Annotated in this window: 23 protein-coding genes; 6 read left to right on the top strand and 17 right to left on the bottom strand. The window is 39.0% G+C overall.

The genetic code is table 11. From position 1 onward, the window contains the following. Positions 1 to 197: 197 nt before the first annotated feature. Both H5117_RS01295 and H5117_RS01290 read left to right on the top strand, forming a co-directional pair. Positions 198 to 1004: an inner membrane protein YpjD gene (locus tag H5117_RS01295; RefSeq protein ID WP_002962197.1), complete on the top strand. Its 807-nt coding sequence runs from the start codon at positions 198 to 200 to the stop codon at positions 1002 to 1004. Positions 1005 to 1065: 61 nt separating this feature from the next. Then, entirely contained in the window at positions 1066 to 2334 is a 1269-nt protein-coding gene (locus H5117_RS01290; RefSeq protein WP_002962198.1) for an HlyC/CorC family transporter, read from the top strand. Between the two features lie 49 nt (positions 2335 to 2383). On the opposite strand, the gene H5117_RS01285 is transcribed toward H5117_RS01290, so the two are convergent. Then, complete coding sequence (locus H5117_RS01285; protein WP_002962200.1) at positions 2384 to 2995, bottom strand: transglycosylase SLT domain-containing protein; 612 nt, start codon at positions 2993 to 2995, stop codon at positions 2384 to 2386. Between the two features lie 147 nt (positions 2996 to 3142). Further along, entirely contained in the window at positions 3143 to 4720 is a 1578-nt protein-coding gene (gene gshA / locus H5117_RS01280; protein WP_182735992.1) for a glutamate--cysteine ligase, read from the bottom strand. A gap of 589 nt (positions 4721 to 5309) precedes the next feature. Here gshA and H5117_RS01275 point away from each other — a divergent pair. Then, positions 5310 to 6857 (top strand): methyl-accepting chemotaxis protein, encoded by a 1548-nt coding sequence (locus H5117_RS01275; RefSeq protein ID WP_182724992.1) that lies wholly within the window; start codon positions 5310 to 5312, stop codon positions 6855 to 6857. A gap of 52 nt (positions 6858 to 6909) precedes the next feature. On the opposite strand, the gene clpB is transcribed toward H5117_RS01275, so the two are convergent. From clpB to rluD, 3 genes are all read right to left on the bottom strand, one after another. Beyond that, entirely contained in the window at positions 6910 to 9486 is a 2577-nt protein-coding gene (clpB, locus tag H5117_RS01270; RefSeq protein WP_182735991.1) for an ATP-dependent chaperone ClpB, read from the bottom strand. A 96-nt stretch (positions 9487 to 9582) separates the two neighbouring features. Further along, the gene (gene pgeF, locus H5117_RS01265) at positions 9583 to 10314 is read right to left on the bottom strand and encodes a peptidoglycan editing factor PgeF (protein WP_182735990.1); all 732 of its coding nucleotides are present in this window, start codon (positions 10312 to 10314) and stop codon (positions 9583 to 9585) included. Further along, the gene (rluD, locus tag H5117_RS01260) at positions 10314 to 11291 is read right to left on the bottom strand and encodes a 23S rRNA pseudouridine(1911/1915/1917) synthase RluD (protein WP_149594281.1); all 978 of its coding nucleotides are present in this window, start codon (positions 11289 to 11291) and stop codon (positions 10314 to 10316) included. The genes pgeF and rluD overlap by 1 nt, the downstream gene beginning before the upstream one ends. A gap of 141 nt (positions 11292 to 11432) precedes the next feature. On the opposite strand from rluD, the gene H5117_RS01255 reads away from it, so the two are divergent. Beyond that, positions 11433 to 12197 carry an outer membrane protein assembly factor BamD gene (locus H5117_RS01255; RefSeq protein ID WP_002962210.1) on the top strand — a complete coding sequence of 255 codons (765 nt, stop codon included), beginning with the start codon at positions 11433 to 11435 and terminating at the stop codon, positions 12195 to 12197. A 50-nt stretch (positions 12198 to 12247) separates the two neighbouring features. On the opposite strand, the gene glnB is transcribed toward H5117_RS01255, so the two are convergent. Further along, positions 12248 to 12586, bottom strand: a complete 339-nt coding sequence (gene glnB, locus H5117_RS01250; protein ID WP_002962211.1) for a nitrogen regulatory protein P-II — start codon at positions 12584 to 12586, stop codon at positions 12248 to 12250. Positions 12587 to 12746: 160 nt separating this feature from the next. Between glnB and H5117_RS01245 the strand changes: the two genes are divergently transcribed. After that, on the top strand, positions 12747 to 13310 hold the full coding sequence (locus tag H5117_RS01245; protein ID WP_165723617.1) for a GspH/FimT family pseudopilin: 564 nt from the start codon (positions 12747 to 12749) through the stop codon (positions 13308 to 13310). Between the two features lie 79 nt (positions 13311 to 13389). Further along, on the top strand, positions 13390 to 13920 hold the full coding sequence (locus H5117_RS01240) for a GspH/FimT family pseudopilin (protein ID WP_024596577.1): 531 nt from the start codon (positions 13390 to 13392) through the stop codon (positions 13918 to 13920). 6 nt (positions 13921 to 13926) lie between these two features. On the opposite strand, the gene H5117_RS01235 is transcribed toward H5117_RS01240, so the two are convergent. The 11 genes from H5117_RS01235 to ileS form a co-directional block, all read right to left on the bottom strand. Next, a complete protein-coding gene (locus H5117_RS01235) occupies positions 13927 to 14343 on the bottom strand; it encodes a type IV pilin protein (RefSeq protein WP_024596576.1) in 417 nt (138 codons plus the stop codon). Between the two features lie 9 nt (positions 14344 to 14352). After that, positions 14353 to 17571, bottom strand: coding sequence for a PilC/PilY family type IV pilus protein (locus H5117_RS01230; RefSeq protein WP_182715387.1), 3219 nt, complete (start codon positions 17569 to 17571; stop codon positions 14353 to 14355). Between the two features lies 1 nt (position 17572). Beyond that, entirely contained in the window at positions 17573 to 18076 is a 504-nt protein-coding gene (locus H5117_RS01225; RefSeq protein WP_165723619.1) for a pilus assembly protein PilX, read from the bottom strand. Next, positions 18064 to 19041, bottom strand: a complete 978-nt coding sequence (locus H5117_RS01220; RefSeq protein ID WP_182712589.1) for a PilW family protein — start codon at positions 19039 to 19041, stop codon at positions 18064 to 18066. The genes H5117_RS01225 and H5117_RS01220 overlap by 13 nt, the downstream gene beginning before the upstream one ends. A gap of 1 nt (position 19042) precedes the next feature. After that, positions 19043 to 19603: a type IV pilus modification protein PilV gene (pilV, locus tag H5117_RS01215; protein WP_182735989.1), complete on the bottom strand. Its 561-nt coding sequence runs from the start codon at positions 19601 to 19603 to the stop codon at positions 19043 to 19045. Between the two features lie 185 nt (positions 19604 to 19788). Continuing rightward, positions 19789 to 20490, bottom strand: a complete 702-nt coding sequence (locus H5117_RS01210; RefSeq protein WP_024596571.1) for a LytTR family DNA-binding domain-containing protein — start codon at positions 20488 to 20490, stop codon at positions 19789 to 19791. Continuing rightward, entirely contained in the window at positions 20487 to 21521 is a 1035-nt protein-coding gene (locus tag H5117_RS01205) for a sensor histidine kinase (protein WP_002958233.1), read from the bottom strand. Before H5117_RS01205 ends, H5117_RS01210 begins: the two co-directional genes overlap by 4 nt. A gap of 29 nt (positions 21522 to 21550) precedes the next feature. Then, positions 21551 to 22480 (bottom strand): 4-hydroxy-3-methylbut-2-enyl diphosphate reductase, encoded by a 930-nt coding sequence (ispH, locus tag H5117_RS01200; RefSeq protein ID WP_002958232.1) that lies wholly within the window; start codon positions 22478 to 22480, stop codon positions 21551 to 21553. Next, positions 22480 to 22920, bottom strand: coding sequence for an FKBP-type peptidyl-prolyl cis-trans isomerase (fkpB, locus tag H5117_RS01195; RefSeq protein WP_002958231.1), 441 nt, complete (start codon positions 22918 to 22920; stop codon positions 22480 to 22482). The genes ispH and fkpB overlap by 1 nt, the downstream gene beginning before the upstream one ends. Continuing rightward, a complete protein-coding gene (gene lspA / locus H5117_RS01190; RefSeq protein WP_002958230.1) occupies positions 22917 to 23417 on the bottom strand; it encodes a signal peptidase II in 501 nt (166 codons plus the stop codon). The genes fkpB and lspA overlap by 4 nt, the downstream gene beginning before the upstream one ends. A gap of 12 nt (positions 23418 to 23429) precedes the next feature. Beyond that, positions 23430 to 26258 carry an isoleucine--tRNA ligase gene (gene ileS, locus H5117_RS01185; RefSeq protein ID WP_182715389.1) on the bottom strand — a complete coding sequence of 943 codons (2829 nt, stop codon included), beginning with the start codon at positions 26256 to 26258 and terminating at the stop codon, positions 23430 to 23432. Positions 26259 to 26260: the final 2 nt, after the last annotated feature.

Genomic DNA, 26260 nt, shown 5'->3' with positions numbered 1-26260 from the left:
GATTTTCAATTAACCAGGATTGACTTATTAAGTTTCAATTAAAAGTAGTATACCGTATATGGCGTCTTACAATACAGTGTTCAAGTGCACCTTGTTGAGTTTCTTTTTTTAAGGTCTATGCATTTGCTTTGCTATAAAATACAATGGCTATATAACAACAAGGATTATTTTGTCTCAAATTAAGTGGCCCAAGCACAATGCTGATTATTAGTTTAACTATTATTGCCAGTTTATTTTATGTGTTAGCAACGTCTCACGTGCTCTCACGCCTGTTTCATCAACAAGGCCCTAGCCAAAAGGTAACCGTCATATTGAGCACGGTTGCTATAGTGGCGCATATGCTGCTGTTAGTTAACTCTGTTTTTAGATCCGACGGTCAAGACTTAAGTATTGTAAACGTCTCCCTTTTAACATGCTGGGTTATTGTAGTTTCAGTAACAGCTGTGTCGCTAAAGTTCCCTGCCACTTTATTATTGCCCGTTGTTTATGGTTTTGGTGCTTTACTTACAATTGCCAGTTTATTTATTCCTCATCATATTTTACTGCAAAGCATTAATATTGAGGTTGGCTTAGTAACACACATTTCCTTATCCCTATTGGCCTACTGTATTTTAATTATTGCTACTTTATATGGTGTACAATTCTACTTTATTGATAAACGTTTAAAACGTAAAGATTTAGCAATTGTGCATAGTCACCTTCCGCCTTTGATGGTTGTTGAGCGCCAGCTTTACCAACTCCTTAATTTAGGCACCATATTACTCACGTTCGCATTACTCTCGGGGTTTGTATTTCTTGATGGGATGTTTGCTAAAGAGTTCATTCATAAAACGATATTGTCGTTAGTTGCGTGGGCTATTTTTGCCATTGTAGCCATCGGGCATATGAAAAAGGGTTGGCGCGGTAAACCTGTGGTTATTACGATCATGGTCGCTGCATTTGTCCTCACACTCGCATATTTTGGCAGCCGTTTCATACAAGAAGTGATACTAAATAAGTTTTAACTTGACTCTGCTTGCTCACTCTAGCTTAATACTCATTGATTTATAAGAAAAGGATCCATCGTTGGACGACATATCGACAAGTACCCTATTTATCATTTTAGGTTTTTTGGTGCTTTTTTCTGCTTATTTTTCTGGTTCAGAAACCGGAATTATGTCAATCAATCGTATACGCCTGCGACACCTCGCTAAAGAGGATCATCGTGCAGCTAAACGAGTCAGTAAATTACTTAGCCGTCCAGATAGGCTCATCGGTTTAATCTTAATTGGCAATAATCTTGTCAATATAGCTGCAGCTCAAGTTGCTACCATTATAGGTATTCGCCTTTACGGTGACCTTGGTATTGCTATCGCTACGGGTGTGTTAACTTTAGTCGTGCTTATATTTGCCGAAGTAACACCTAAAACTCTTGCTGCCCTCTATCCTGAAAAAGTTGCTTTTCCAAGCTCAATAATACTTAAAGGGTTACTAAAAATTCTTTTTCCTTTTGTTGTTATCGTTAACTGGATGACCAACGGGATATTGCGATTATTTGGTATTAGTGCCGCTCAAATCGACGAGCACAGCATGAGCAAAGAAGAATTAAAAACAGTGCTCAATGAGTCAGGCGCACTTATCCCTGCTCGCCATCAAAGTATGCTGACCTCAATTTTAGATTTAGAGCAAGTAACCGTTGAAGATATCATGATCCCACGTAACGAAATTGTGGCTATTGATATTAATGATGATTGGAAACTAATTAGTCGCCAGCTTACCCATGCACAACATACTCGCGTGTTGTTGTATCGCGACAATATAGATGACGCAGTAGGTTTTATTCACTCTCGAGATGCACTTCGTCTACTTACAAAAGAGCAATTTGATAAACCATCGTTGCTGCGTGCTGTACGCGAAATTTACTTTATCCCAGAGGGAACATCACTTAACACTCAGCTGTTAAAGTTTCAGCAGTCTAAAGAGCGTATTGGCTTAGTAGTAGACGAGTATGGCGATATTCAAGGATTAGTAACGCTTGAAGATATTTTAGAAGAAGTTGTTGGCGATTTTACAACTACACAAACTCGTACGCCAAGCGAAGAAGTAGAAACTCAAACTGATGGCTCTTGTATTGTAGATGGCGGCGCTAACGTACGCGATTTAAATAAAGAGATGGGTTGGGATTTCCCACTAGACGGCCCAAAAACTTTGAGTGGTTTAATTGTTGAATACTTAGAAGATATTCCCGATGCAAATATTAGTCTACGTATTGCGGGCTACCCTATTGAAGTACTTGAAGTAAAAGAGAATATGATAAAACAGGTGAAGATTCAGCCTAATAAGCGTTCTCGCTAAGTAAAAAAAGGAGCCGATTGGCTCCTTTTATACATCCATTAATAACTCTCTAGCCAAATATAAGACGTTCAAACCAACCTTTATCAAGCTCGTCTTCACAGCGCTTTAATTGCGCGCCATAACGGCTCGCTCTGTGTTTAACTTTATTTGCTACACCCATTAACCACTTTTTCTTTTTATATGTGCCACGCTTATAGCCACCCCAACCTTCATGATAATTAAGGTATTGTGCGTAAGCATCCCATTTAGAGATTTTATTTACTTTATGCGTTTTATAAACAAACCACGCCATAAAGTCGATTGCATCGTCAAAGTCGTCTCTATCAGCACCATTGTTGCCTGTTTCACGAATATAATCTGACCATGTTGGTGTTTTAGCCTGTGAGTAACCATAAGCATCACTTGCGCGACCGGTTGGAATTATCCATAAGAAGTACTCCATAGGCGGAGCGGCATCATGCTTAAATGAGCTTTCCTGGTACATCATACTCATGAGTACATGCTTAGGAGAACCCCATTTTTCTTGCGCATCTTTTGCGTCAAAATACCAATCAGGTTTTTCTTCAAAGATTTTACATAGATCGTTAGGTTGTTTTGGAGGGGCTGTAGCACAACCAGCTAAAGTAATGGCAAGAGATAAAATAATTGCATTTTTTTTCATTTTTCTAAGATCTCACAGAACTTTTCTAAAAAGTGTGGGTCTGACTCAATGAATGCAGCAGTACAGCATTAGTTCATCCCTGAATATATATTTACGCAGCCTACTTAGGCTGCGTTTTTTTTGCTTAAATTTTACTAAGTATTAAGATTATTTACCGCCAAAATACGCATCTAAAAAGGCGGTAAATGACTGAGTATCTGCTTGCTCAATTGCAGTTTGTGCTTCGTTAGACTCTACAACTTGTTGTTCCAGCCAAGGCTTTAAAAACTCACTGTAATCAGTGTCTGCGTGGCTTTGTTTGTATTTATTAGCCAGTGCTAGTGCAAAGTGACCGTTGTCTAAACCAGACTCTTTTAATTGCGACACGTAACGTCCAGAATAAGTAAGCTCTGGATTATGCACCCACGTTGCCATGCGCTTTATAGTATCGGAGTAATAATTAACACCATAAGCATTATCCATCCATTTAGCGACATCAGTGAGCTGGGTAAATATTTCATCGCCCCACGACTGAAGACTACGCTGTGTGTTATTAAAGTTAAGCATTAGCCCTTCTTCTCGACCTTGATTGACTACTGTGTCGAGATTTTCAGTACTGCGTGCTTGTTCTTTCCAATCCATTGGAGCTGAATCTTTTAATAAACAATACGTTAAAAACACATCTAAAAAGTGAATTTGCTCAATATCAATACCAACTTCGCTAAACGGATTAACGTCTAATGCGCGAATTTCTACGTATTCAATGCCTGCTCGAAGCAGTGCATCTGTTGGCGTTTCGCCACTTTTAGCATTACGCTTAGGACGAATTGGCGAGTAAAATTCGTTTTCAATCTGCAGAATATTTTTATTTAACTGCTTAGGGTTTTCACTCTTATAGTCATCAAGATCACCATAAATTTCTGATGGTGTGTTGATTGCTTTTTTAAGGCCTGCTACATATTCATCTAACGAGTTATACATTACGCGTAGTGACGACTGAGCGCTATTTGTATAACCTAAATTGCCTAAACGCAGTGCCGTACCAACTTCTAAGTAAAGTGTACCTTTACCTAGTTTTTTAAATGGTAAATCGGTTTTTCGACCTTGTAAAAATGAGTTACACAATGCTGGCGATGCGCCAAACATATAACTTATTAGCCATAGTTCGCGTTTAAAGTTACGAATAAGCGCTAAATAACCTTCTGAAATAAAATCTTGAAGGCTTGCATTACTTTGTTGTAACGAATGAAGCGATTGCCAAAGCGTATCTGGGAATGAAATATTAAAGTGAACACCTGCAATTGCTTGCATCATACTTCCGTAACGATTTTTTAATCCTTCACGGTATAGTGTTTTCATTTGACCAGTATTTGAACTACCAAATTGAGCTAAAACAATATCATCTTGGTGTTCAATAAAGCATGGCATACTAATAGGCCAAAGCAGTTCATCGTCCATCTTTTCTAGAGTGAACTTTTGAAGATCTTTTAATTGCTTAAGAGTTTGCGTTGACGACTCACTAACTGGAGTAATAAATTCAAGTAAAGATTCAGAAAAATCAGTTGTGATATGGCCATTAGTTAATGCACTGCCCACCCCTTCTGGGTGGCCTTTAGGTGATATAGCACCATTCTCTTGTATTCTCAGCGACTCTCGCTCTATGCCACGTTTAATGCCTTTAACTGCATGTTGGTGCTCATTTACTGATAACGCTTCAAGTGCGTTAGCTAAATCATGTGTTGTCAAAAAATCTTTCCTCGGGCCACGTGGCTTAATCATAAGGTTATGGGGACTAATTACTTAGACTCAAGATTAATACCAATTTTTATTGAAAATATGATCATTGTATCGCATTAAATAGCGCACTCACTGCGTTAAAAATTATTCATATAGAACAACTATATGCCATAATTTTCGCCTTGCTATTGTGCTATTTTCTTAGCGCTATAATAGATCACTTATTTAATGCAACTGGTATAAATTGCTAAGAACTATATAACTTTTCAAATTTAATAATTATTTCCCCACTTTATACATGCGCTTAATATGACCAACATCATTATATTAAGTCGTAATATTGCCATTGCTATGTGCATTATACAAATGCTTTAAATACGTATTTAACTATAAATCAAATAAGTAAAATATCAGCTTAAAGTAATAGACCGGAACTTATGCAAAATCAGTTCGCTTTAGCTGTCCGGTATTTAAACTTGATCTAGATCAATAAATACAATTATTAGTCTTATGAGCATAGAAGGAAGGACGCTATTTTTTGCTTTGTAGAGTGTAAGCAATATAATGACTGCAACAATAAAGGATGATAATAAATACAATGCACAATGATAAAAGCTTAAAAAATGAAGAAGTATACTTTGATGAATCACAAGAGCTGGTTTCCACTACTGATCTTAAAGGTGTAATAACATACGTCAATCAAGCGTTTTGTGCTGTAGCAGGATATAGCGCACAAGAGCTTATCGGTCAGCATCATAATATTGTTCGCCACCCTGATATGCCAAAAGCAGCCTTTAAAGAAATGTGGGCAACATTAAAACAAGAACACTCGTGGCGCGGTATGGTTAAAAACCGCTGTAAAGATGGCCGCTATTACTGGGTAGATGCCTTTGTAACCCCCATTTTTGAACATGGCCGACTTGTTGGTTATCAATCTGTAAGAACCAAAGCAAACTCTCAACTTAAGCAACGTGCACAAACACTTTACAACAAAATAAATACCAACAAGTCATTATTTAAACTACGAGAACACACCACAATAAGACAAAGCCTTACTTTTATAAGCCTATTATTTTGGCTGATTTTTATTGCTGTTGCGGCATCAATCACCATTGCTGCAATTAGCCTATTTATTTGTGCTTTAGTTATTGTGCTAAATTATGACGAACTCATTGTTACCCCTAAAATATTACGCGAACAAAAAGCAAAAGCCGATTCAATCTCTCGTTATATTTACAGCGGCCATACACCGCACAGTGTAAGTGATTATAGAGAGCAAATGCTAAGTGCAAAATTGCGCACCGTCCTTGGCCGTATGAAAGACTCAACATTAAGCTTTAATGGCATCGCAACTGATTTAGACAAACAATCAACACTCACCGAAAAAGGGATTTCTTCTCAAGGTGAGCGTTTAGAACAAATTGCATCAGCGATGACTCAAATGAGTTCTACTATTGGTGAAATATCAGTAAATACCGCTCAAACAGCGGATAAAGTGAATAACACCCATCAAAGTTGCTCAGAGATAAAAGACCACATTGCTGATAATAGTAAAATGGTATCTGACTTAGCTTCTCAAGTAGAACAAGCTGCAAATACAGCCACCAGCTTAGCCTCTGAAGCAGATAAAATTGGTAAGGTAATGAGTGAAATAGAAGGAATTGCCGATCAAACTAACTTACTTGCTCTTAATGCAGCGATTGAAGCAGCTAGAGCGGGAGAACATGGTCGAGGCTTTGCTGTAGTCGCCGATGAGGTAAGGACTCTTTCGTCACGCACTCAAAATGCTACGACACAAATCCATAGTTCTATTAAAGAAATACAAGACACTTTATTTAGCTGGTCCAAAGTAATGCAAAGCACTAAAGCACAAGCCGATAACTGTGTTTTGACAACCGATAAAACCCAAGTTGAATTAGAGGATATTTTTATCCAAATCAGTGAAATATCTCACTTGGCAATACAAATATCATCCGCTGCAGAAGAGCAACAAATGGTTAGTAACGACATTAGTAATAATGTTTCGCAAATTAAAGATTTTGGCGATAACAACTTAAGTTTAAGCTTTAATGTGGCAAAAGGTGCAGCTGAGCTTGTTGAAGGCTCACGTAGAGTGAATGATTTATTACTAACCTTTAAAGTTTAACAAACATAAAAAAGCCGCTATTTCAGCGGCTTTAGAGTTTAATTATTTACAATCAGCGTTTGGTAAATACCAAAGAGTCGTCATTTGCATCAATAACAATCACGCTACCTGGTATGTAGTCCCCATTAAGTAGCTTTTGTGCTAGCGGATTTTCAATCGTTTGCTGAATAGCACGCTTAAGCGGGCGTGCACCGTACACAGGATCAAACCCACTTGCTGCAATTCGCTCAAGTGCAGCATCGCTTATTTCAAGCAGATACCCCATCTCTGTTAAACGCTCACGTAATTTCATTAACTGAATATCAGCTATTTCTTTTATATGCTCGTTTGCTAACGGGTGGAATACAACAGTCTCGTCAATACGGTTAATAAACTCAGGTCTAAACTCATTAATCAATACTTCCATTACTTTAGCTTTAAGGGTCGTATAGTCATTATTCCCCGCTTGTTCTTGGATAATATCTGAGCCTAAATTTGATGTCATGATAATAACAGTATTTTTAAAATCAACGGTTCTACCTTGTCCGTCAGTTAATCGGCCATCATCTAACACTTGCAGTAAAATGTTAAACACATCTGGGTGTGCTTTTTCTATTTCATCAAGCAATATAACTGAGTAAGGTTTACGACGAACAGCTTCTGTTAAATAACCGCCCTCTTCATAACCCACATAACCTGGAGGTGCGCCCACTAGGCGTGCAACTGAGTGCTTTTCCATAAACTCAGACATGTCGATACGTACCATGGCATCTTCGGTATCAAACATAAAACCTGCCAGTGCTTTTGTAAGCTCGGTTTTACCCACACCTGTTGGACCTAAAAACAAGAAAGAACCAATTGGGCGATTAGGATCTGCAAGTCCTGCACGTGAGCGTCGTATTGCGTTAGCAACAGCAACGACCGCTTCATCTTGCCCTATTACTTTACTGTGTAACTTATCTTCCATTTGCAGCAGCTTTTCACGCTCACCTTGTAGCATTCTTGCAACAGGAATACCTGTCCAGCGAGATAAAATTTCAGCAATTTCATCCTCACCTACTTGGTTCTTAAGCAGAGTCATTTCTTGCATTTCAGCTTGTGAGGCTAAATCAAGTTTTCGTTCAAGCTCTGGAATTCGCCCATATTGCAGCTCTGACATACGCTGTAAATCACTTGCTCTTCGCGCTACATCTAAATCTAATCTTGCTTGTTCAAGTTCGGCTTTAATTACTTGTGTACCTTGAAGCGATGCTTTTTCAGCATTCCAAATTTCGTCTAGTTCACGATATTGCCCATCAAGGTCGGTGATCAACTCTTGCATTTCAGTGCGACGTTTTTGACTCGCCTCATCTTTTTCTTTAGCAAGTGCATTATCTTCTAATTTTAATTGGATAATACGACGCTCAAGCTTATCTAACGACTCTGGTTTTGAATCAATTTGTAATCGAATTGAAGAACCCGCTTCGTCAATTAAATCAATTGCTTTATCTGGTAACTGACGATCGCTAATGTAGCGGTGAGATAACTGCGCCGCAGCAACTATCGCGGGATCAGTAATTTCTACTGAATGATGTAGCTCATATCGCTCTTTTAAGCCACGCAATATTGCAATGGTATCTTCAACCGACGGCTCTTCAATGAGTACCTTTTGGAATCGACGCTCAAGTGCTGCGTCTTTCTCTATATATTTACGGTATTCATCAAGCGTGGTTGCGCCAACACAGTGTAACTCACCGCGTGCTAAAGCAGGTTTTAGCATATTACCCGCATCCATTGCGCCATCACTTTTGCCTGCACCCACAATAGTGTGTATTTCATCAATAAATAAAATGACTTGGCCCTCTTCTTTAGCCAATTCGTTTAACACTGATTTTAAACGCTCTTCAAATTCACCGCGATATTTAGCGCCCGCAACTAGTGCTCCTAAATCAAGCGATAAAACACGTTTGTTTTTTAATCCTTCAGGTACTTCACCATTAATAATACGCTGTGCTAAACCTTCTGCTATTGCTGTTTTACCAACACCTGGCTCACCGATTAATACAGGGTTATTTTTAGTACGGCGCTGTAATACTTGAATCGTGCGGCGAATTTCGTCATCACGACCAATAACAGGGTCAAGCTTACCTTGCTCTGCTCGCTCAGTTAGATCAATCGTGTACTTTTCAAGCGCTTGGCGTGTTTCTTCGGCATTTGGGTCATCAACTTTTTGACTACCACGAATCGCTTTAATTGCTGTTTCAATTTTAGTGGAGGTAATATTTAACGATCTGAATATATCGCCAAGTGGACCTTTATCGTCGCATGCTGCCAGTACAAACAATTCACTTGAAATGTATTTGTCTTTGCGTTTTTGCGCATACTTGTCACATAGGTTAATAAGTGAAGCCATATTATTTGATAGCTGCACGTCGCCACCTACACCTTCTACTTTAAATAGTTTTTCTATTTCTTGAGAAAGCTTGGTGTTAAGTTCATCTGCGCTGACCCCCGTTTGTGCAAATAACGCGCGCACACTGGAGCCGCTTTGCTGCAGTAGTGAATACATTAAATGTACGGGTTCAATAAATTGATGGTCGCGGCCAAGGGCTAGCGATTGCGCATCAGAAAGCGCAGATTGAAATTTACTTGTAAATCTATCTAAACGCATGGTGTTACCTATTAAATAATCTAATTGCTTAATTAATGGGTATGTTTAGGTGTTTGTTCAAGGTGTAGAGAGAAATATAATAGCTAAAGGTGCTAATTACTTGCGCCAGATCAAACTTGCCATACGTCCGGTTTGCCCATCCCGTCGATAAGAAAAAAATAAGTCACTTTGAGAGACTGTACAATAGTCGCCGCCTGTAATATTTTTAACGCCTTGCTGGGTAAGTAAAGTACGCGCAATGCCATAAATATCAGCAAGAAATTTGCCATTAGCTTGTGGTGTAAATGCTTGAATAAATGAAGAAGACCTTTTTTGAAATAACTCAAACACTTCAGCGCCAACCTCAAATTGAGTTGGCCCAATTGCAGGCCCTAGCCAAGCATTTATATTTTCATACTTTGAGCTAAAACATTCTAAAGTATTTTTAATAATTCCCTGCTCAAGCCCCCGCCAGCCACCATGTATAGCTGCAACTTCCTTCTCATCATCACTCACTAATAAAATAGGCAAGCAATCGGCAGTCATGATAGCCAAAGGCTGATTTAATAACTGAGTATAAAGCGCATCAGCATTGTGTAACTTATTAGAGTCAAAATGTTCATCAACAATAACAACATCAGAGCTATGAACTTGATTTAGCCACACGGCAGGTTTAGGTAAGTGTTTGGTTAATAGTGAGCGGTTTTTTGATACATGATCTTGATTATCTCCAACATGGTATCCCAAATTGAAACTTTTAAATGGGTTTTTTGAAACACCACCTCCACAAGTAGTACTTAACGTTCCTACTTTATGAAGGTTTTGCCATGTCGCTGACAATAAGTGCATTATCTATCGATATCAGGATTAGCTTTAGTATCTTCACGTAGTGCATGTGTCATAGCAACCATATCATCAGGGATAGGTGCTTGCCATGTCATCATTTCACCCGTGATTGGATGCGCAATGCTCAATTTTACAGCATGTAGTGCTTGGCGTCTAAAGCTACGAAGTAACTCGAATAACTCTGGTGTTGCACCTTTAGGTGGACGCGGACGGCCGCCATAAGATTGATCGCCAATTAGCGGATGATTTAAATGTGCCATATGCACACGAATTTGGTGAGTACGACCTGTTTCTAAACGCAAACGTAAACGAGTATGAGCACGGAACTTTTCAGCAACACGGTAATGCGTAATTGCCGGCTTACCCATTTCATGTACGGCCATATGCGTACGCTGCGTAGGATGGCGGCCAATTGCTTTTTCAACCATACCACCAGCAGTCATGGTGCCATTACACAGTGCTTCATATTCACGAGTGAAATTTTCGCGCTTTTGTAGTGCTTTCACTAAATGCGTTTGGGCCTGAATCGTTTTAGCTACAACCATTAAACCGGTCGTGTCTTTATCTAAACGATGTACAATACCTGCGCGTGGCACGTTAATTATTTCAGGGTAGTAATGTAGCAATGCGTTTAGCACTGTTCCATTAGGGTTACCCGCACCTGGGTGAACCACTAGGCCCATTGGTTTATTAATTACCAAAATATCATCGTCTTCATAAACAATGTTTAATTTGATATCTTGTGCTTCGTATTCGCGTGGTGCTTCAATTGTTGTTTCAACACTTACAACTTCACCACCTAGTAGCTTTTCGCGTGGAGTGTTGAAAATTTCACCGTCTACAGTGATTTTATCATCCAAAATCCACGTTTTTATACGAGAACGCGAATAATCAGGGAACAATTGTGCTAATACTTGGTCTAGACGTTTACCACCTAATTCGGTTGGAACGTCGGCTTGAAGAGAAATTTGCTCTGACATTAGTAACTTTACCCAATTTACCAGTGCAAGCTTTGCTCGACTGGGTTAGAATCGCTTTTAATAAAAGCATAATATAATACGCATAGTTTACTCGGTTTTACCGACTTGGCCTAGCCGAAGACATCGAAGGTAACAAATAAAATGATAAATAAAATAGGGAAACGTGCATTTGCCATTGTTTTTTCAGTTTCTGTACTTAGTTTAGGCGCTTGTTCGTCTGCTCCAGACCAAGAAGACATTCAACGTGTACCGAATAAGTCTGCACACGCTTTATATGAAGATGCAAAAGAAACGCTAGATTCTGGTTTATATGCTCGTGCAATTGAACTTTTGAGCGCTATAGACTCTCGCTACCCATTTGGCCCATTCTCTAAGCAAGTACAAATGGACTTAGTCTATGCACATTATCAATCAGGTAATACTGAACAAGCACTTGCAACCATTGACCGCTTTATTCGCTTAAACCCAAATCATAAAGATTTAGACTACATGTATTACATGCGTGGTTTAGTAAATATTAAAGCAGATAAAAATGCGTTCCAAGAGTACTTTGGTGTAGATAGAGCCGACCGTGATGCTAACCGTACTCGTGTTGCATTTACAGATTTATCGACATTAGTAAAACGTTTTCCAAAAAGTGATTACGCGCCTGAAGCTAAGCGTCGTTTAGTGTGGCTTTTAAACCGCATGGCACGTTATGAATTAAAAGTAGCAACTTACTATTACGAACGTGAAGCTTATTTAGCTGCTGCTAATAGAGGTAAGTTTGTTGTTGAGCATTATTCACAAAGCAGTTACTTAGATCCCGCGCTTGAAATGATGGAGAAAAGTTACGACCAATTAGGTTTAACTGAGCTTAGTGAGCACGCAAAGCAAACACGAAAACTAAATAAAAGAACTAAATAAATAAAAAAGGCGCTTACTAAAGCGCCTTTTAACTACATAGAAAAACAAGCTTAAATCGCTTCTTCATCTTCCTCTGCAGTACGAATACGTATTACACGCTCAACATCTGTGACAAATATTTTACCATCACCGATTTTTCCTGTTTGCGCCGTTTTTACAATAACTTCAATTGCACGGTCTACATCTTCATCAGTCAATACAATATCAAGTTTTACTTTAGGTAAAAAATCGACCATATACTCTGCGCCACGATATAGCTCTGTGTGACCTTTTTGACGTCCAAAGCCTTTAACTTCGCTTACCGTCATCCCCGTAATACCCACATCTGACAACGCTTCACGCACATCGTCTAACTTAAAAGGTTTGATAATTGCTTCTATTTTTTTCATATTAATTACTTTTGAAAGCTTCAGTTGCCTCGATTTTAGACAATCATAGTGTTCATAGCAAACAAAGCAATTGAATTACGGTGATAAAACAACCGATCGTGGTATAATTTATTATATAAAAATAGCTATACTTAAATGACTAGCAGTAAATGAGATTAATATGAAAAACAAACAAAACGGGTTCACCCTTTTAGAACTCATGGTAACCGTTGCTATCGTTGGCATTATTGCATCAATTGCGATTTGGAATAGCAGCGATATGCTAGAAGAAAATAGAGCTGAGAATTTTTTGTTGGAATTAAAAAGAAATATTAGCTACGCCCGTGCTCAAGCTGCAAGTACGGATGAAATTGTTATCATATGCCCTGCTCCTATAAGTAAAGTTGAGATTAATAGATACTTTAAATGTCAAAGTTCATGGGGGGAGGATTCAATCATAACTCTCTTTGTAGATACTAATAATAACGGAATATATAACTGGAAAGAAGATACTATTTTACGCACCATGGAGCAGATAAATAGTATAGACAAGGTTAAATTTACTGGTGATAGTAGCCTTCGCTTTAATACTAGTGGGCGCATTACAACAAACCTAAACACCAGCGGTAACTTTGCTGGCTTTGTATACTGCCCTAATAATGACAATGAAAACAATAAAGCGCTGAATGTATCAGTATCTGGTACTGCTTTCTACCTTGGTGACACCACTGAAAAGTGCGATTAAAAAACGTACAATTATATCTTGTCATATTTGTATCATTTACTAGACTGAGTTAATCATTTATTAACTCAGGTCTTCAAGGATGAGATTATCAATATCAAAAAGTAAGGGAGTAACACTTCTCGAATTAATGGTATCTATGGCTGTTGTCAGTATTATCAGCCAATTATCTATGTGGTTTTACCCAGATTTTTTAGCTAAAAACCGCTTAGATAACCACGTAAACCTCCTACACCGAAATATAAATTATGGCCGTTTATATGCCATTGAAAATACTACTTACGTCACGCTTTGTGCACTAAAAGACAGTCAATGTACAAAGGACGAGTGGAATGGCCAAATGTCACTCTTTATCGACAAAGATAAATCAACCTCGTTAGATGATGATGAACTACTCTTAAGTACTTTTGAGGAGATCCATGAAGCTGACAGTCTTAAATACCCTCGCAGCGCAATTACGTTTCGTCCTGATGGTTCTTTGAATGGTTTTCAAAATGGTACTTTTATATATTGCCCCAACAGCAATAAGGCCAACCTCGAGGGGTTGGCCTTATCAGTAAGTCAGACTGGCAGAATACGTATTAAATCAACTGATAAGTGCCAGAAGAAGTAATCTAGGCTATCGACCCCAGCAATAACCAATATCGGTGTCTCCTTTAGACCCTTTTGCACCTTTGAGACCAATATCAGTGATTGAAAGCTCTTTACAATCAGTATCTCCTTTTACAGCACCGTCTATAGGCTTAGCTGTAATAGTGAAGGTATTACTATCGACTACGCTGATAGATAGTTCAAAGTGACCATTTTCGGTTTTACTTTGTAGCCCTAAGTCAGTAAAGGATTGCGTATACTCACGATTATCTACAAAATATTGCTCCTCTTTGTTTGCAGCATCTAACAATGCTGCAGCAGCTTCAGCGCGCGAAGCACGCTTTACATATTCTGTATAATTGGGCAATGCAATTGAGGCAAGTATGCCTACAATTGCAACCGCTATCATCAGCTCAATTAAGGTAAACCCATGTTGTTTCTTCATTTAATTTCCTTAATTATTAACTTCGTCATTTTCTTCACGTTTATAGATATATGTTTGTTGAGTTTTAAAGCCAAACCCTACAGCATTGTCATTAACCAATACAACTTTACCATCAACAATTGTTAAGCCAGGGCCCTTTATCTCAACAGGCTTCATTGGGTTTTCAGCATTTTCACCTTTGATACCCGGCCCAATTAGATAAAACTGACTTTCTTGTGTTACGTCAACTGTTGGGTTGTCATCACACTTACCATCTCCATTACCATCTACGCATGAAGGGCCTTCGCCAAAGTATAACTGAGGTGTATCTGGTACATCATAGCTGGTTGTAAATTTAAGATCGTCATACACTTTCGTACCATAATGTAGGTGAAATGCGTATAAAGAACCACCACCACCACTTAGGGAACATTGGTTTTCAGTCGATGTATCTGATGCAGGTGTGAAACTTGTAAAATAAGCAACACCTCCAACAACTGTAGCAGCAGCTAGTGATTTTTCACCCGTTCCTAACTCATATCTCCAACCATTAAATTTAGCCAAGTCGACTTCTAAGTCAACAAAATCATCAACGTCATCTAGAGCATTACCAAATGGGTCTGAATTCATTTGCATCAAATCAGCAGGTACAATAGTATCCGGTGCATTCGTTTTATATGATTTAGTAACTGTATTTTCATCTCTGATCATAAACAGTTGATCTTTTTCATTGGTACCGGTTGGTTTTGAGCGGTTACCACTACCAATAACTATTGCATCATACGGCGTATCTAAGCGTGTTATAACGGTACTACCATCAACGGTTGTCTCGCTTACTTTACTATAAATGGTTCGTGCAACGAGTGGTTTGTAAAAAAAGCGTCTGTCCTCAGTTGCTTTATTACTGCCAAGCTCAGCTAATTTAAAGTGACTAAATTCACTAGTACTAGTGCCTGGCATATCTATACGCCAAATATCTCCACCAGTATCTGCCGCATAAATTCGGTCTATATATCCATCATAATCTGAGTCAAGCGTGGTAATATCTGCAGCAATACTATGCTTACCTTTAAAGCCATTAATATCGGGTGTTAATGCCCATACTCTTTTACCTGTTTCTGCTTCAACAATGTAAATACCTCGCCCTGTACTATCTTCACTTTTAATCACCGCATCTTTGTTTGTATCGTACCCAGCACCAAAAATTAATAAAGGCTTGTCACCAAATGCTTTAATGTAGGCTATTTGCGGTTTTGACCATGTTTGCGCAAGCTCTTTAAAATCACCTTTTCCGCCTTCTATTGGTGCGCTCCATAGTTTTTTAGGCTGATCGGGATTTGTTATATCCAGTGCGTAGTAGTTTTTACCACCTCGACGCATTCCTGCAAAAGCCCATACTTCATCATCACCACTCGCATCAATAATCCCGTCGTTTAAACCATCGCTATTTAAGTTTTTATTATTAAAATAAACGCTGATTGGACCATCCATACCATATTTTTTACCCGTTTCTTTGTTGCGCAGCGGTTGAATAATGCTGTACAGATCTGAGGGTATAAATGCCCAGCTTTCAGATACTTCATTATTTGTATCATCGTCTTTAAACATATGCAAAAAGCCAGCATTGGTACCAATAAGAATACGAATATCATCATTACCGTAATCAAGCGCAACAGGCTTTGAATGCAGAGGATCACCAAAAATATCATCTCTTTGATCCGTGGTATCGTTATCGTTATCTTCATCATCAACATCAATACCCATAGCCCATTTAATATCTGAACTAGATAAGCTAATTGGGTTATTAGTTATTAAATCAAGAATGTCACTAACAATCGATGTAGTAAATCGTACTATATCGCCTTGTTTATCTGTATATAGTGTTCTTCGTTCTTCTGCGTTGGTTCCTGTTAAGGTACTTAGTTGATAATTAACGCCACCTTGTGCTACTAAGTTCCCATCTGCTGACTTACCATCAGGAAGCCAAAATGTTTTTGCATCAGTGTCTATCAAACCATTAGAATCAAGCGCTACATTGCCCGCTGAATCAACTATGTTACTACCCGATACCTTTAACTTTTTTAAGTTACCGCCCCAGCGGGTATTTGTCTCTGGGTAAAACATTGCAAAATAAATAGCATCTCGACTACGGGTTTGATCTACGTTGTTACTAGCAACGGACGGCGATGAAAAGCTATCATTTACTTCACGAATACGAGAAATTGCACTGTTTAATGATTCAGAAAGCTCATCTGGCGTACTTGCGGGCAAGTTTTCACCACCACCTAAAGAAGCGGCCCTACGTAAAAGCTCTTGTCCACTCGCGCTCATACCAGAGCCAAAACCGATAGTATATAAACGGCCTGTTTCATGAATATCGGGAGTCGACGGGTATAAATCAACAGTAGTATCACTTGTACCATGAATAATTTTAGCCATTTGGTGTAGGTAACTACTGTAGTAACTATCCGTATTCCAGTTTAATCCTTCCCCAAAGTACTTCTCATGCTCTGCACTAATTTGGCTGTCACTATCATTATCACCAGATGGGTCGCCATCGGTCATATAAATGATATTTATCGAGTTGTCGCAGCGCTTAGCCTCAGCGGTGCTATCTGCAAAGGGCGATATGTAAGTATACTCATAATTATTTGTAGTTACATTTTCACACTCATAACTCCAGCGACCTCTATTTCTAACCCAACCACATTCAAGCTGTGTAAACTCACTTCCAGTTCTTAACTCGACACTCGTATCACGTTCAAGAATTGTGGCCTCTAAGCCATATTGAACTTTTTGCCCTGTAATATATAAATAAGCTTCCCAAAGGGTTTCTGTCAAAGGAGTACCGCCAGCAGCAGGTAAAGCAGCAAGTGAATTTCGTATAATTGTAGAATCTTTACCAACTCCATTAACTATATAACCACCGTCTGTGGCTTTAAAGCGCATTAAACCAAAGTCGATAGTATCTTCGTTATCGGTAATAACTTTATTCATCGCAAACTGTGCTGCAGCTAATCGACTATCAGAACATAAAACCCAACCTCCACTCGAATATTGCCCACAATTACTACCTGTACTTGATGAAAAAGCCATGCTTCCTGATGTATCAAAAATCAGTAATACTCGAGGTTTTTCTTCAACATCCACATCATGATTAACATAAAGCTCTATATCTTCAGCATAAACTGACGCACTTATTGTTAAGCCAAGTAAAGAGGCTAGCACTTTGTTTAATTTAAATTTCATCTTAAATCCCCTTACTTACGCTAGCCATTTCTTGTGCTACACCTGTAACAATGGTTAGTTCATGCTTACTTTTAGAGCCATATTCTATTGTCGTGGCGACCTGTAACATATTGCACGATATACCTGCAGTAAAATTAAAGCGTCGAGGACACTCTAGGTCAAGCGCACCTTTGTTTAGATTAACCATTTTGCTTTGCATACCATCATGTGTTGCGATCACCATGCCTTCTTTATCAGAGGCTGCAATCGAAGTGACTTCATCTGGACTCAAAAAAAACTGATTATTCGCACCTTTATTTGCTTCATCAGAAATCATGCGCTGTACTTCGCCAATAAGTTCATTTTCGGCCACTTCACGCTCTTGCGCTGCATTGGTAATTTTAATATCAATACTACTACTGCTCATAAGAGTCACCGCTATACCCGTCACTGCAATTACCATTATTAGAGCAGTGATCAGTACTACACCCTGCTGCTTTTTCTGTGATTGTTTTAAATACGCCATAAATTTGATCCAACATTATTTAATCGAATAGTCGTGGTAAACACTGTGCGTCTGAAACTATCTGTGAATTTCAATTCACGCTTGTTTTCATCTTCACCTAATATGTAAGTTTGGTTTTTAATTTTAACCCCAGGGTCTGGCTCCAATGCGCGTATTAATAAAAATACCTGTACTGTTAAAATACCCTTTCGATTTTCCCAATCAGTGTGCTCCATACTTTTAATACTTCGGTATGTATCTACACGATTGTCGCTGTTTGTATCGAGACCAAAAACAAACCGCATGTTTTCGACACCTTCCATAATAGTTTCTGTGGTGATATTTCCACCAACTAAGCGCTTTCTCATTAATGCAGGTACAGTTAGGTTCTTGTTATTTACTTTATATGTTTGCTCTGAAATATAATAAACATGATGGCTATACGGCCAAATAGAGGCATTAACAGAACTTCCTGTAATTTCACCTCGCTTGAATTGAGCTCTCTCTTGCTCCGCTATGAAATAGTTTTCACTCGTTTGAGTCTCAGCTTCAGTTAATTGATCACCTTGTAAAAACTTTAACTGAATAATATCGGTACCTTTTACTGGACTCGTTACGCAGTTTAGTTCTTTTGAAGCATCTGCAACCTTCGCATAAATAGTTCTAAAGTTACTCGCAGTTGCCAAATCAGGAAAACTACCGTTATTTAGTCCTTCGAAACAGTCATTTAGCGGGTTTGATAATGCTTCTGTGTTTACCGAAGTAAAAGAATCATCATAATAAGTGCCCCAAAAGCCAATTTGCTCAATATCACGTTGCATTATGTTAATCGCAAGGCGTCCTGATTCTTGAAGTTCACCAATAGTCATCGTATCTTTAGTGGTTACTTTCATACCTATATAGGTAAACATAACGCCGCCTAAAATTAACCCACCAATAAATAATGAAATCATCATTTCTACAAGTGTAAAACCTTTTTGCTTCATGTTAGCTCCTAAGGTAAATATAACTAGTTAAAACAACTAAACGGCGCTTTTTATCAGCCGTTCCACACTTTATAGCGCCAGTAGCATCATTTGCATTAAACTCTTGACGCCCTTGCCAAGATACAACGACCTCTAAATTAAATGCTTTACCACCTGTACCTGCAACTGCAGTAGCCGCAATACATACAGTTGCGTCATCTAAAGAGCCTGTGTTTTCCCTTGCTTTTATAGCTCTTTTCCATTGCTCAAGGTCTAGGGCTGCAACTTGCGCTGCGCTACAAGTGCTTGTAAAACACGTCTGTGAGGTTTTAGTTGAGGCTTCGCTATTAAATGTTTGGGTATATAGGCTAGCTATTTGCGGGGTATCGTTAGCACGGATACGCTGCACAATATCATTACCAAGTGCAACTGCAGCAGCACGCTGCATAGAATCAAAGCTTGCTTGCTTTGCTTTTGCTTGCAAAGCAACTGCGCCTAAAAGGCCAAAACTAAGAATAATAAATGCAATTAGCACTTCAATCAGAGTGAAGCCTCTTTGCACTTTTACGTGAGGTGATTGCATAATAAAACCAAATAAAAATTATCTGATTTTAAGTTTATGTTATTTATTTGAGGAATCAATGAGGACTAAGACAAGCGGTTATATTTGTTGATAAACGGTTAATTAAACCTGTTTATTCAATAACACCGTTGATAATTAAGACTCAAATGTATTTAAATCAAGGGGAGGTTAATTGCAAGGTAAGCCTAAAGCGAATTTTTTACTAATTTAAGCTCACGGCGGCTCACTGGCAATAACTCACTGCACCCTTGTAGCTCAATCATATGATTGCCATTCGCTTTTGAATGCAAAGCAATTACTTTTTGTTTATTAACCAATGTATTGCGATGAATTCGCAAAATATGTGTAGGAAATTGTAACTCTAATTGTTTTAGACTTTGTTCAAGTAAAGCTTCTCCGCCACAGAATATCATTTTGGTATACTTTTCTTCGGCACTAAAATACAAAACATCATTTATATCAACACTGCGTAGAGTACCAGCTAGCTGATAAGAGATTTTTACATTTTGTTGTTTTTGAATATGTACTTTATTTAAGCGCCCGACTTGCTTAAGCACCTTTTGCAATGATTGCTCTGAAATAGGTTTAACTAAATAACCTGCAGCGCTTAATTGTAAAGCATCGAAGGCATGCTCAGGGTGAGCAGTTATAAAAACAATAGCAGGAGGTAGAGTTAAACTATTGAGCTCATTAGCAACTTGTAAACCATTCATACCAGGCATATCAACATCTAAAAAAATCAAATCCGGCGTTTGCTTTTTAGCCAGTACTAGGGCTTCATTACCATTACTTGCCTCGCCTTGTACAACTATGCTTTTATCATGTGCCAACAAACGAATTAAGCGCGATCTCGCAAGAGGTTCATCATCAACAATGAGTACGTTCATACACTGCCCTCAATTAGCTTAGGAATAACGACCTTGACCCTAAACACATCATTTTTATTAGTAATTGTTAGCTGCGCTTTATTTTTATAATAAATATTTAATCGCTGGCGAATATTTTCAAGCGCCATGCCGTTATTAGGCCTAGTTTGAGCATTAGAAATTGTTATAGGGTTAGAAACAATCATGGTTATATAGCCGGTAGTAATATGTAGCTCTACTTTTATTTCTGCACCATGCTCACTTGTTTCAACACCGTGGCATACTGCATTTTCAATTAATGGCTGCAGGGTTAAACAAGGAATGCTCAATGCAGGTAGTTCATTAGGTATTTGCCAATCAACGCTTAAGCGATTACCGAAACGCCATGTTTCAAGTGCTATATATTGCTTACTCAGCGTTATTTCATCGTCAAGAGATACATTTTTTCCTGAGTGCATTGCAGCCTGCGATAAGGCGGCTAATGCTAAAATAGCCTGCTCTGCCGCATCGGCATCATGATGAGTAAGCTCTGCAGCGGTGTTTAAACTATTATATAAAAAATGAGGACGTATTCTAGCTTGCAAGGCATCAAGCTCAGCTCGAGAAAGCGCTTTAGTTTGCTGCTCTTTCTCAAAATGAATTAATAAAAATTGGACGAATAAAGCCGCCAGCAAAGCCACTATAATGCAATTGCGAAGTGTGAAATAAATTAAGTTATCTGTATCATCTATATCAAAAGCAAAATGGGAAAATAAAATACTAAAAATGCATGTAGATAATAAAAAAAAGATAAAAAACAAACTTAATTGAAAAGTTTGAGTGCGCGTTTGTAAGAAAAATCTACAAAAGTATAAAGAAGAGGTACCGACTAAAACAATTAAATGCATAAACAAACTGATGATCCCAAGTCGAAGCCAAATATCTCCTTCTACATTGGGTGCAAAGGCTAAAACAATAGCAATAACTTGAGAAACAATAAGCGAAGCTAGTACGCCTCGCTCATTAAAAAGAGCCGAAAAAAGCAAACCATCATTTTTTAGTGACTTGCTCATAACGACTCTCCTATAATCTAAATTTTAAATTAACGTAGCTCTACAGGAACAGCAAATACGATATTCTCTTCTTCGCCTGGGTTTTCAACAACCTGCGTACCACCAAGATCTTTTAATCGGCTTATAACTTGTTGTACAAGTACTTCTGGCGCAGATGCACCCGCAGTTACACCCACTGATTTAGAACCTGAAACCCACTGCTCTTGCACATCAGTTGCATCATCAATTAAATAAGCAACAGTGCCCATTTTATCTGCAAGTTCACGTAAGCGATTAGAGTTAGAGCTGTTTTTAGCGCCAACAACTAATAGCACATCAACTTTGTCAGCTAAGTCACGAACAGCATCCTGACGATTTTGCGTTGCATAACAAATATCATCTTTACGAGGTCCGTCAATTGATGGAAACTTATTGCGTAGTGCGTCAATAACATCTGCTGTGTCATCAACTGAGAGTGTTGTTTGGCTGCAATAAAAAAGATTTTCAGCATTTTTTACATTAAGCGCAACAACATCATCAACGGTTTCAACAAGATAAATACCACCGTCTGAGTTATCATATTGTCCCATTGTTCCCTCTACTTCAGGGTGACCATGATGTCCAATTAAAATACACTCAATACCTTTGCGACTCGCACGTGTAACTTCCATATGCACTTTAGTTACAAGCGGACACGTTGCATCAAATACTTTTAAATCACGACGTTTAGCCTCGCTGCGAACCGCTTGCGATACGCCATGTGCGCTAAAAATAACAATACTGTCGTCAGGTACTTGATCAAGCTCTTCAACAAATACCGCACCACGACTTTTTAGTCCATCAACCACATAGCGGTTATGTACTACTTCGTGGCGAACATAAATTGGCTTTTCAAAAATATCTAAAGCGCGCTCAACAATACTAATAGCACGGTCAACACCAGCGCAAAAGCCGCGAGGATTAGCTAATAATATTTCCATTAACCTTCCACCTCAATAATATCAACTTCAAACGTTAAACGCTGGCCAGATAAAGGGTGATTAAAATCAATCGTTACCGACTCACCTTGCACTTCGCGGACTAAACCAGGAAGCTCAGTGCCATCAGGTTGAGTAAACGCAATAATTGCACCTACCTTAGCTGGTGTTTCTGGACCAAACTTACTACGGTCAACGTAGTAAATATTATCTGGGTTTGGTTGACCAAAAGCATCTTCAGGTTCTAATTCAAACGTTTTACTTTCACCTGCAGTTAAACCTAATAAACACTTTTCGAAGTTTGCCGTTAAGCTGCCATCACCCATTGTTAATTTAGCAGGTTTGTTGTGCACCTTGGTAGAATCAGCGGCAGAGCCATCTTCTAATTTAATAGAAAAATGGAAAATAACTTGCGAGTTTTCACCAATTACAGCTTGGCTCATGCTTTATGCTCCTTTGGACTCTCGCCGGTGAAGGCGTCAAATAACAATAATGCTGCGCCAATACAAATAGCGCAATCGGCAATATTGAATACAGGAAAATGTGAGTCTTTATAAAAAACGTGAATAAAGTCGATTACATAACCATACGCAATACGATCGTATAAATTACCAATAGCGCCAGCAAGTACCAATGCATAAGCACCGCATAGTACTTTATTTGTAGCAGGTAAGCGTTTTAGCCACCATACAAGCAAAGCACTAATAGCAACGGCAATTGCACTTAAAAACCAACGCTGCCAACCACCCGCTTCACTTAAAAAGCTATAAGCAGCACCATAGTTATGTACATAAGTAATACTAAAAACAGGGAGTAAGTTTATAGACTCTTGATAAGCCATAGTCCCTACAACAAGTGTTTTACTGGCAAAGTCTATTACTAAAAGTAATAGACTCAACCAAAGCCACACTAAACCACTTTTTTGGGCTAGTTTGCTCACTAAGAATAACTCCTAAGCGAATTGACGCTTTTCACCTTCGCCGTCAACATTACTTACACAACGACCACAAATTTCAGGATGAGCAGGCTCAACGCCTACATCTTCGCTGTAATGCCAACAACGCTCACATTTAGCAGCATCTGTTGCAGCAACGCTAATGAACAAACCTTCAATCTCGGTAGCTTGTGTATCTACAGGCTGGCTATCAACTTCAGTAACATTCACGGCTGATGTTAACAATACAAAACGCAGTTCATCACCAAGCGCGTTTAATTTAGCGGCAAGCTCTTTACCCGTAAATAAATTCACCGTTGCTTGAAGTGTTGCACCAATGACTTCTTCTTTACGTGCAGCTTCTAATAAGCGGTTTACTTCGTCACGTACAGTTAAAATCTCTAACCAATCATCGTTACTAAATTGGCTATTTGTTGGTGCTTGTAAGCCATCGTACCAAACTGATGTAAATACGTAGTCACTACGCTCACCAGGTAACGCTTCCCAAATTTCTTGTGCGGTAAAGCTCATAATAGGTGCCATCCAACGCGTCATTGCTTCTGCAATATGATAAAGCGCAGTTTGACAAGAACGACGTGCATGGCTATCACTCTTAGCTGTATATTGACGATCTTTAATAACATCTAAATAGAACGAGCCAAGCTCACCCGTACAGAAGTTCATTAGCTTTTGAGTTACTAATAGCATTTGGTAGCTGTCGTATGCGGCTAAAATCTCGTCTTGCAACTGAGCTGCGCGACCAACAATCCACTTATCAAGCTCAACCATATCATCAACAGCTACTTGATCTGTTTCTGGGTTAAAACCATTTAGGTTAGCAAGCAAGTAACGGCTGGTGTTACGAATACGGCGGTAACGATCGGCTGAGCGTTTAAATATTTCATCCGACACAGTCATTTCTGCCGTGTAATCGGTAGAAGCCACCCACAAACGTAGAATGTCAGCACCTAGTTTATTCATCACATTTTGTGGTGAAATAACATTACCTAGTGACTTAGACATTTTGCGGCCGTTTTCATCAACAGTAAAACCATGAGTCAATACTTGGCGGTATGGCGCATGACCATTAATAGCAACAGATGTCATCATTGATGACATAAACCAACCACGGTGCTGATCAGAACCTTCAAGGTATAAGTCAGCTGGACCAACCAGGTCTTCACGTGCATCTACTACACAAGCGTGTGACACACCTGAGTCAAACCATACATCTAGCGTATCTTGCACTTTCATGTATTGCTTGGCGTCTTCTTCACCAAGTAAAGTAGCTGGTTCTAAATCGTACCATGCTTGTATACCAGACTTTTCAACAAGCTCTGCTGCTTGAGCAATTAACTCTTGTGTATTTGGGTGAAGTGCACCGGTGTCTTTATCAACGAACAATGCAATAGGAACGCCCCAAGTACGCTGGCGAGAAATACACCAATCTGGGCGGCTTTCAACCATGTTAGAAATACGGCTTTCGCCCCACTCTGGTAACCACTGCGTGTTTTTAATCTCAGCAAGAGAATCTTGACGTAAGTTAGCCTGATCCATACTTACAAACCATTGTGGTGTAGCACGGAAAATGATTGGTGTTTTATGACGCCAGCAATGTGGGTAACTATGCGTAAGCGCATGGTGATGCATAAGCGCACCACGCTCTTTTAACACTTCAATTACGCTCGCATTCGCCTTAAATACATGCTGACCTGCAAAAAGTTCGGTATCTGGTAAATAAACACCATTTGCACCAACAGGGTTAGCCACTTCAAGGTTGTAATTTAAACCAGCCACGAAATCTTCTTGACCATGGCCTGGGGCGGTATGTACAACACCAGTACCTGAATCAGTAGTTACGTGTTCTGCAACAATCACTGGTACATTAAAATCATAAAAAGGATGGGCTACTTGCAAGTTTTCAAGCGCTGCACCTTTTACATACCCTAGTACGTGAAAGTGATTAAAACCAAAACGGTCCATAGCATCTTTAACAAGCTCAGAACCTAAAATTAGACGTTGTTGTACGCCTTCATCTTCAACCTGTACTAACGCATACTCTAAATCGGCATGCACAGCCACAGCGCGGTTTGCAGGAAGCGTCCACGGTGTTGTTGTCCAAATAACAGTACCAACACTGCCTTCACCTTTATGACCATCAGCCAGATCAAAGGCACTAACAACAGCATCTTGATCAACAAATGTAAAACGCACATCGATTGCTGGTGACTGCTTATCTTGGTATTCAACTTCAGCTTCTGCTAATGCAGAGCCACAGTCTGTACACCAATGCACAGGCTTGGCGCCTTTATGCAAATGACCTTTTTCAATAATTCGACCAAGCACACGAATTGCATTCGCTTCAAAGTCAAAGTTCATTGTTAAATATGGCTTATCCCAATCTGCAAATACGCCTAAACGTTTAAAATCAACTTTTTGACCTTCAACTTGTTTTTTAGCGTATGCACGGCATTTTTCACGAAACTCACTCGCAGTAACTTTTACACCCGGCTTGCCTACTTTTTTCTCAACCATTAACTCGATTGGTAAACCATGACAATCCCAACCTGGAACTAATGGTGAATCAAAGTCAGATAATGTTTTAGACTTAACAATAATATCTTTTAATATTTTATTAACTGAGTGGCCTAAATGGATATCGCCATTTGCATACGGAGGGCCGTCATGCAAAATAAAGGTTTTTTTACCTTTCTTAGCGCTGCGAATTTGACCATAAAGGTCGTCCTCATACCATGCTTTAAGCATTTTTGGTTCACGTTGTGCCAAATTGCCACGCATTGGAAACGGTGTTTCCGGTAAGTTCAAAGTATGTTTATAGTCGCTCATTT

It is taken from the genome of Pseudoalteromonas sp. SG45-1 (genome assembly GCF_014164135.1).
GTDB classification, from domain to species: domain Bacteria; phylum Pseudomonadota; class Gammaproteobacteria; order Enterobacterales; family Alteromonadaceae; genus Pseudoalteromonas; species Pseudoalteromonas distincta.
Note: the sequence above shows the minus strand (reverse complement) of the source record. Positions and strands in the feature narration are given on the sequence as shown.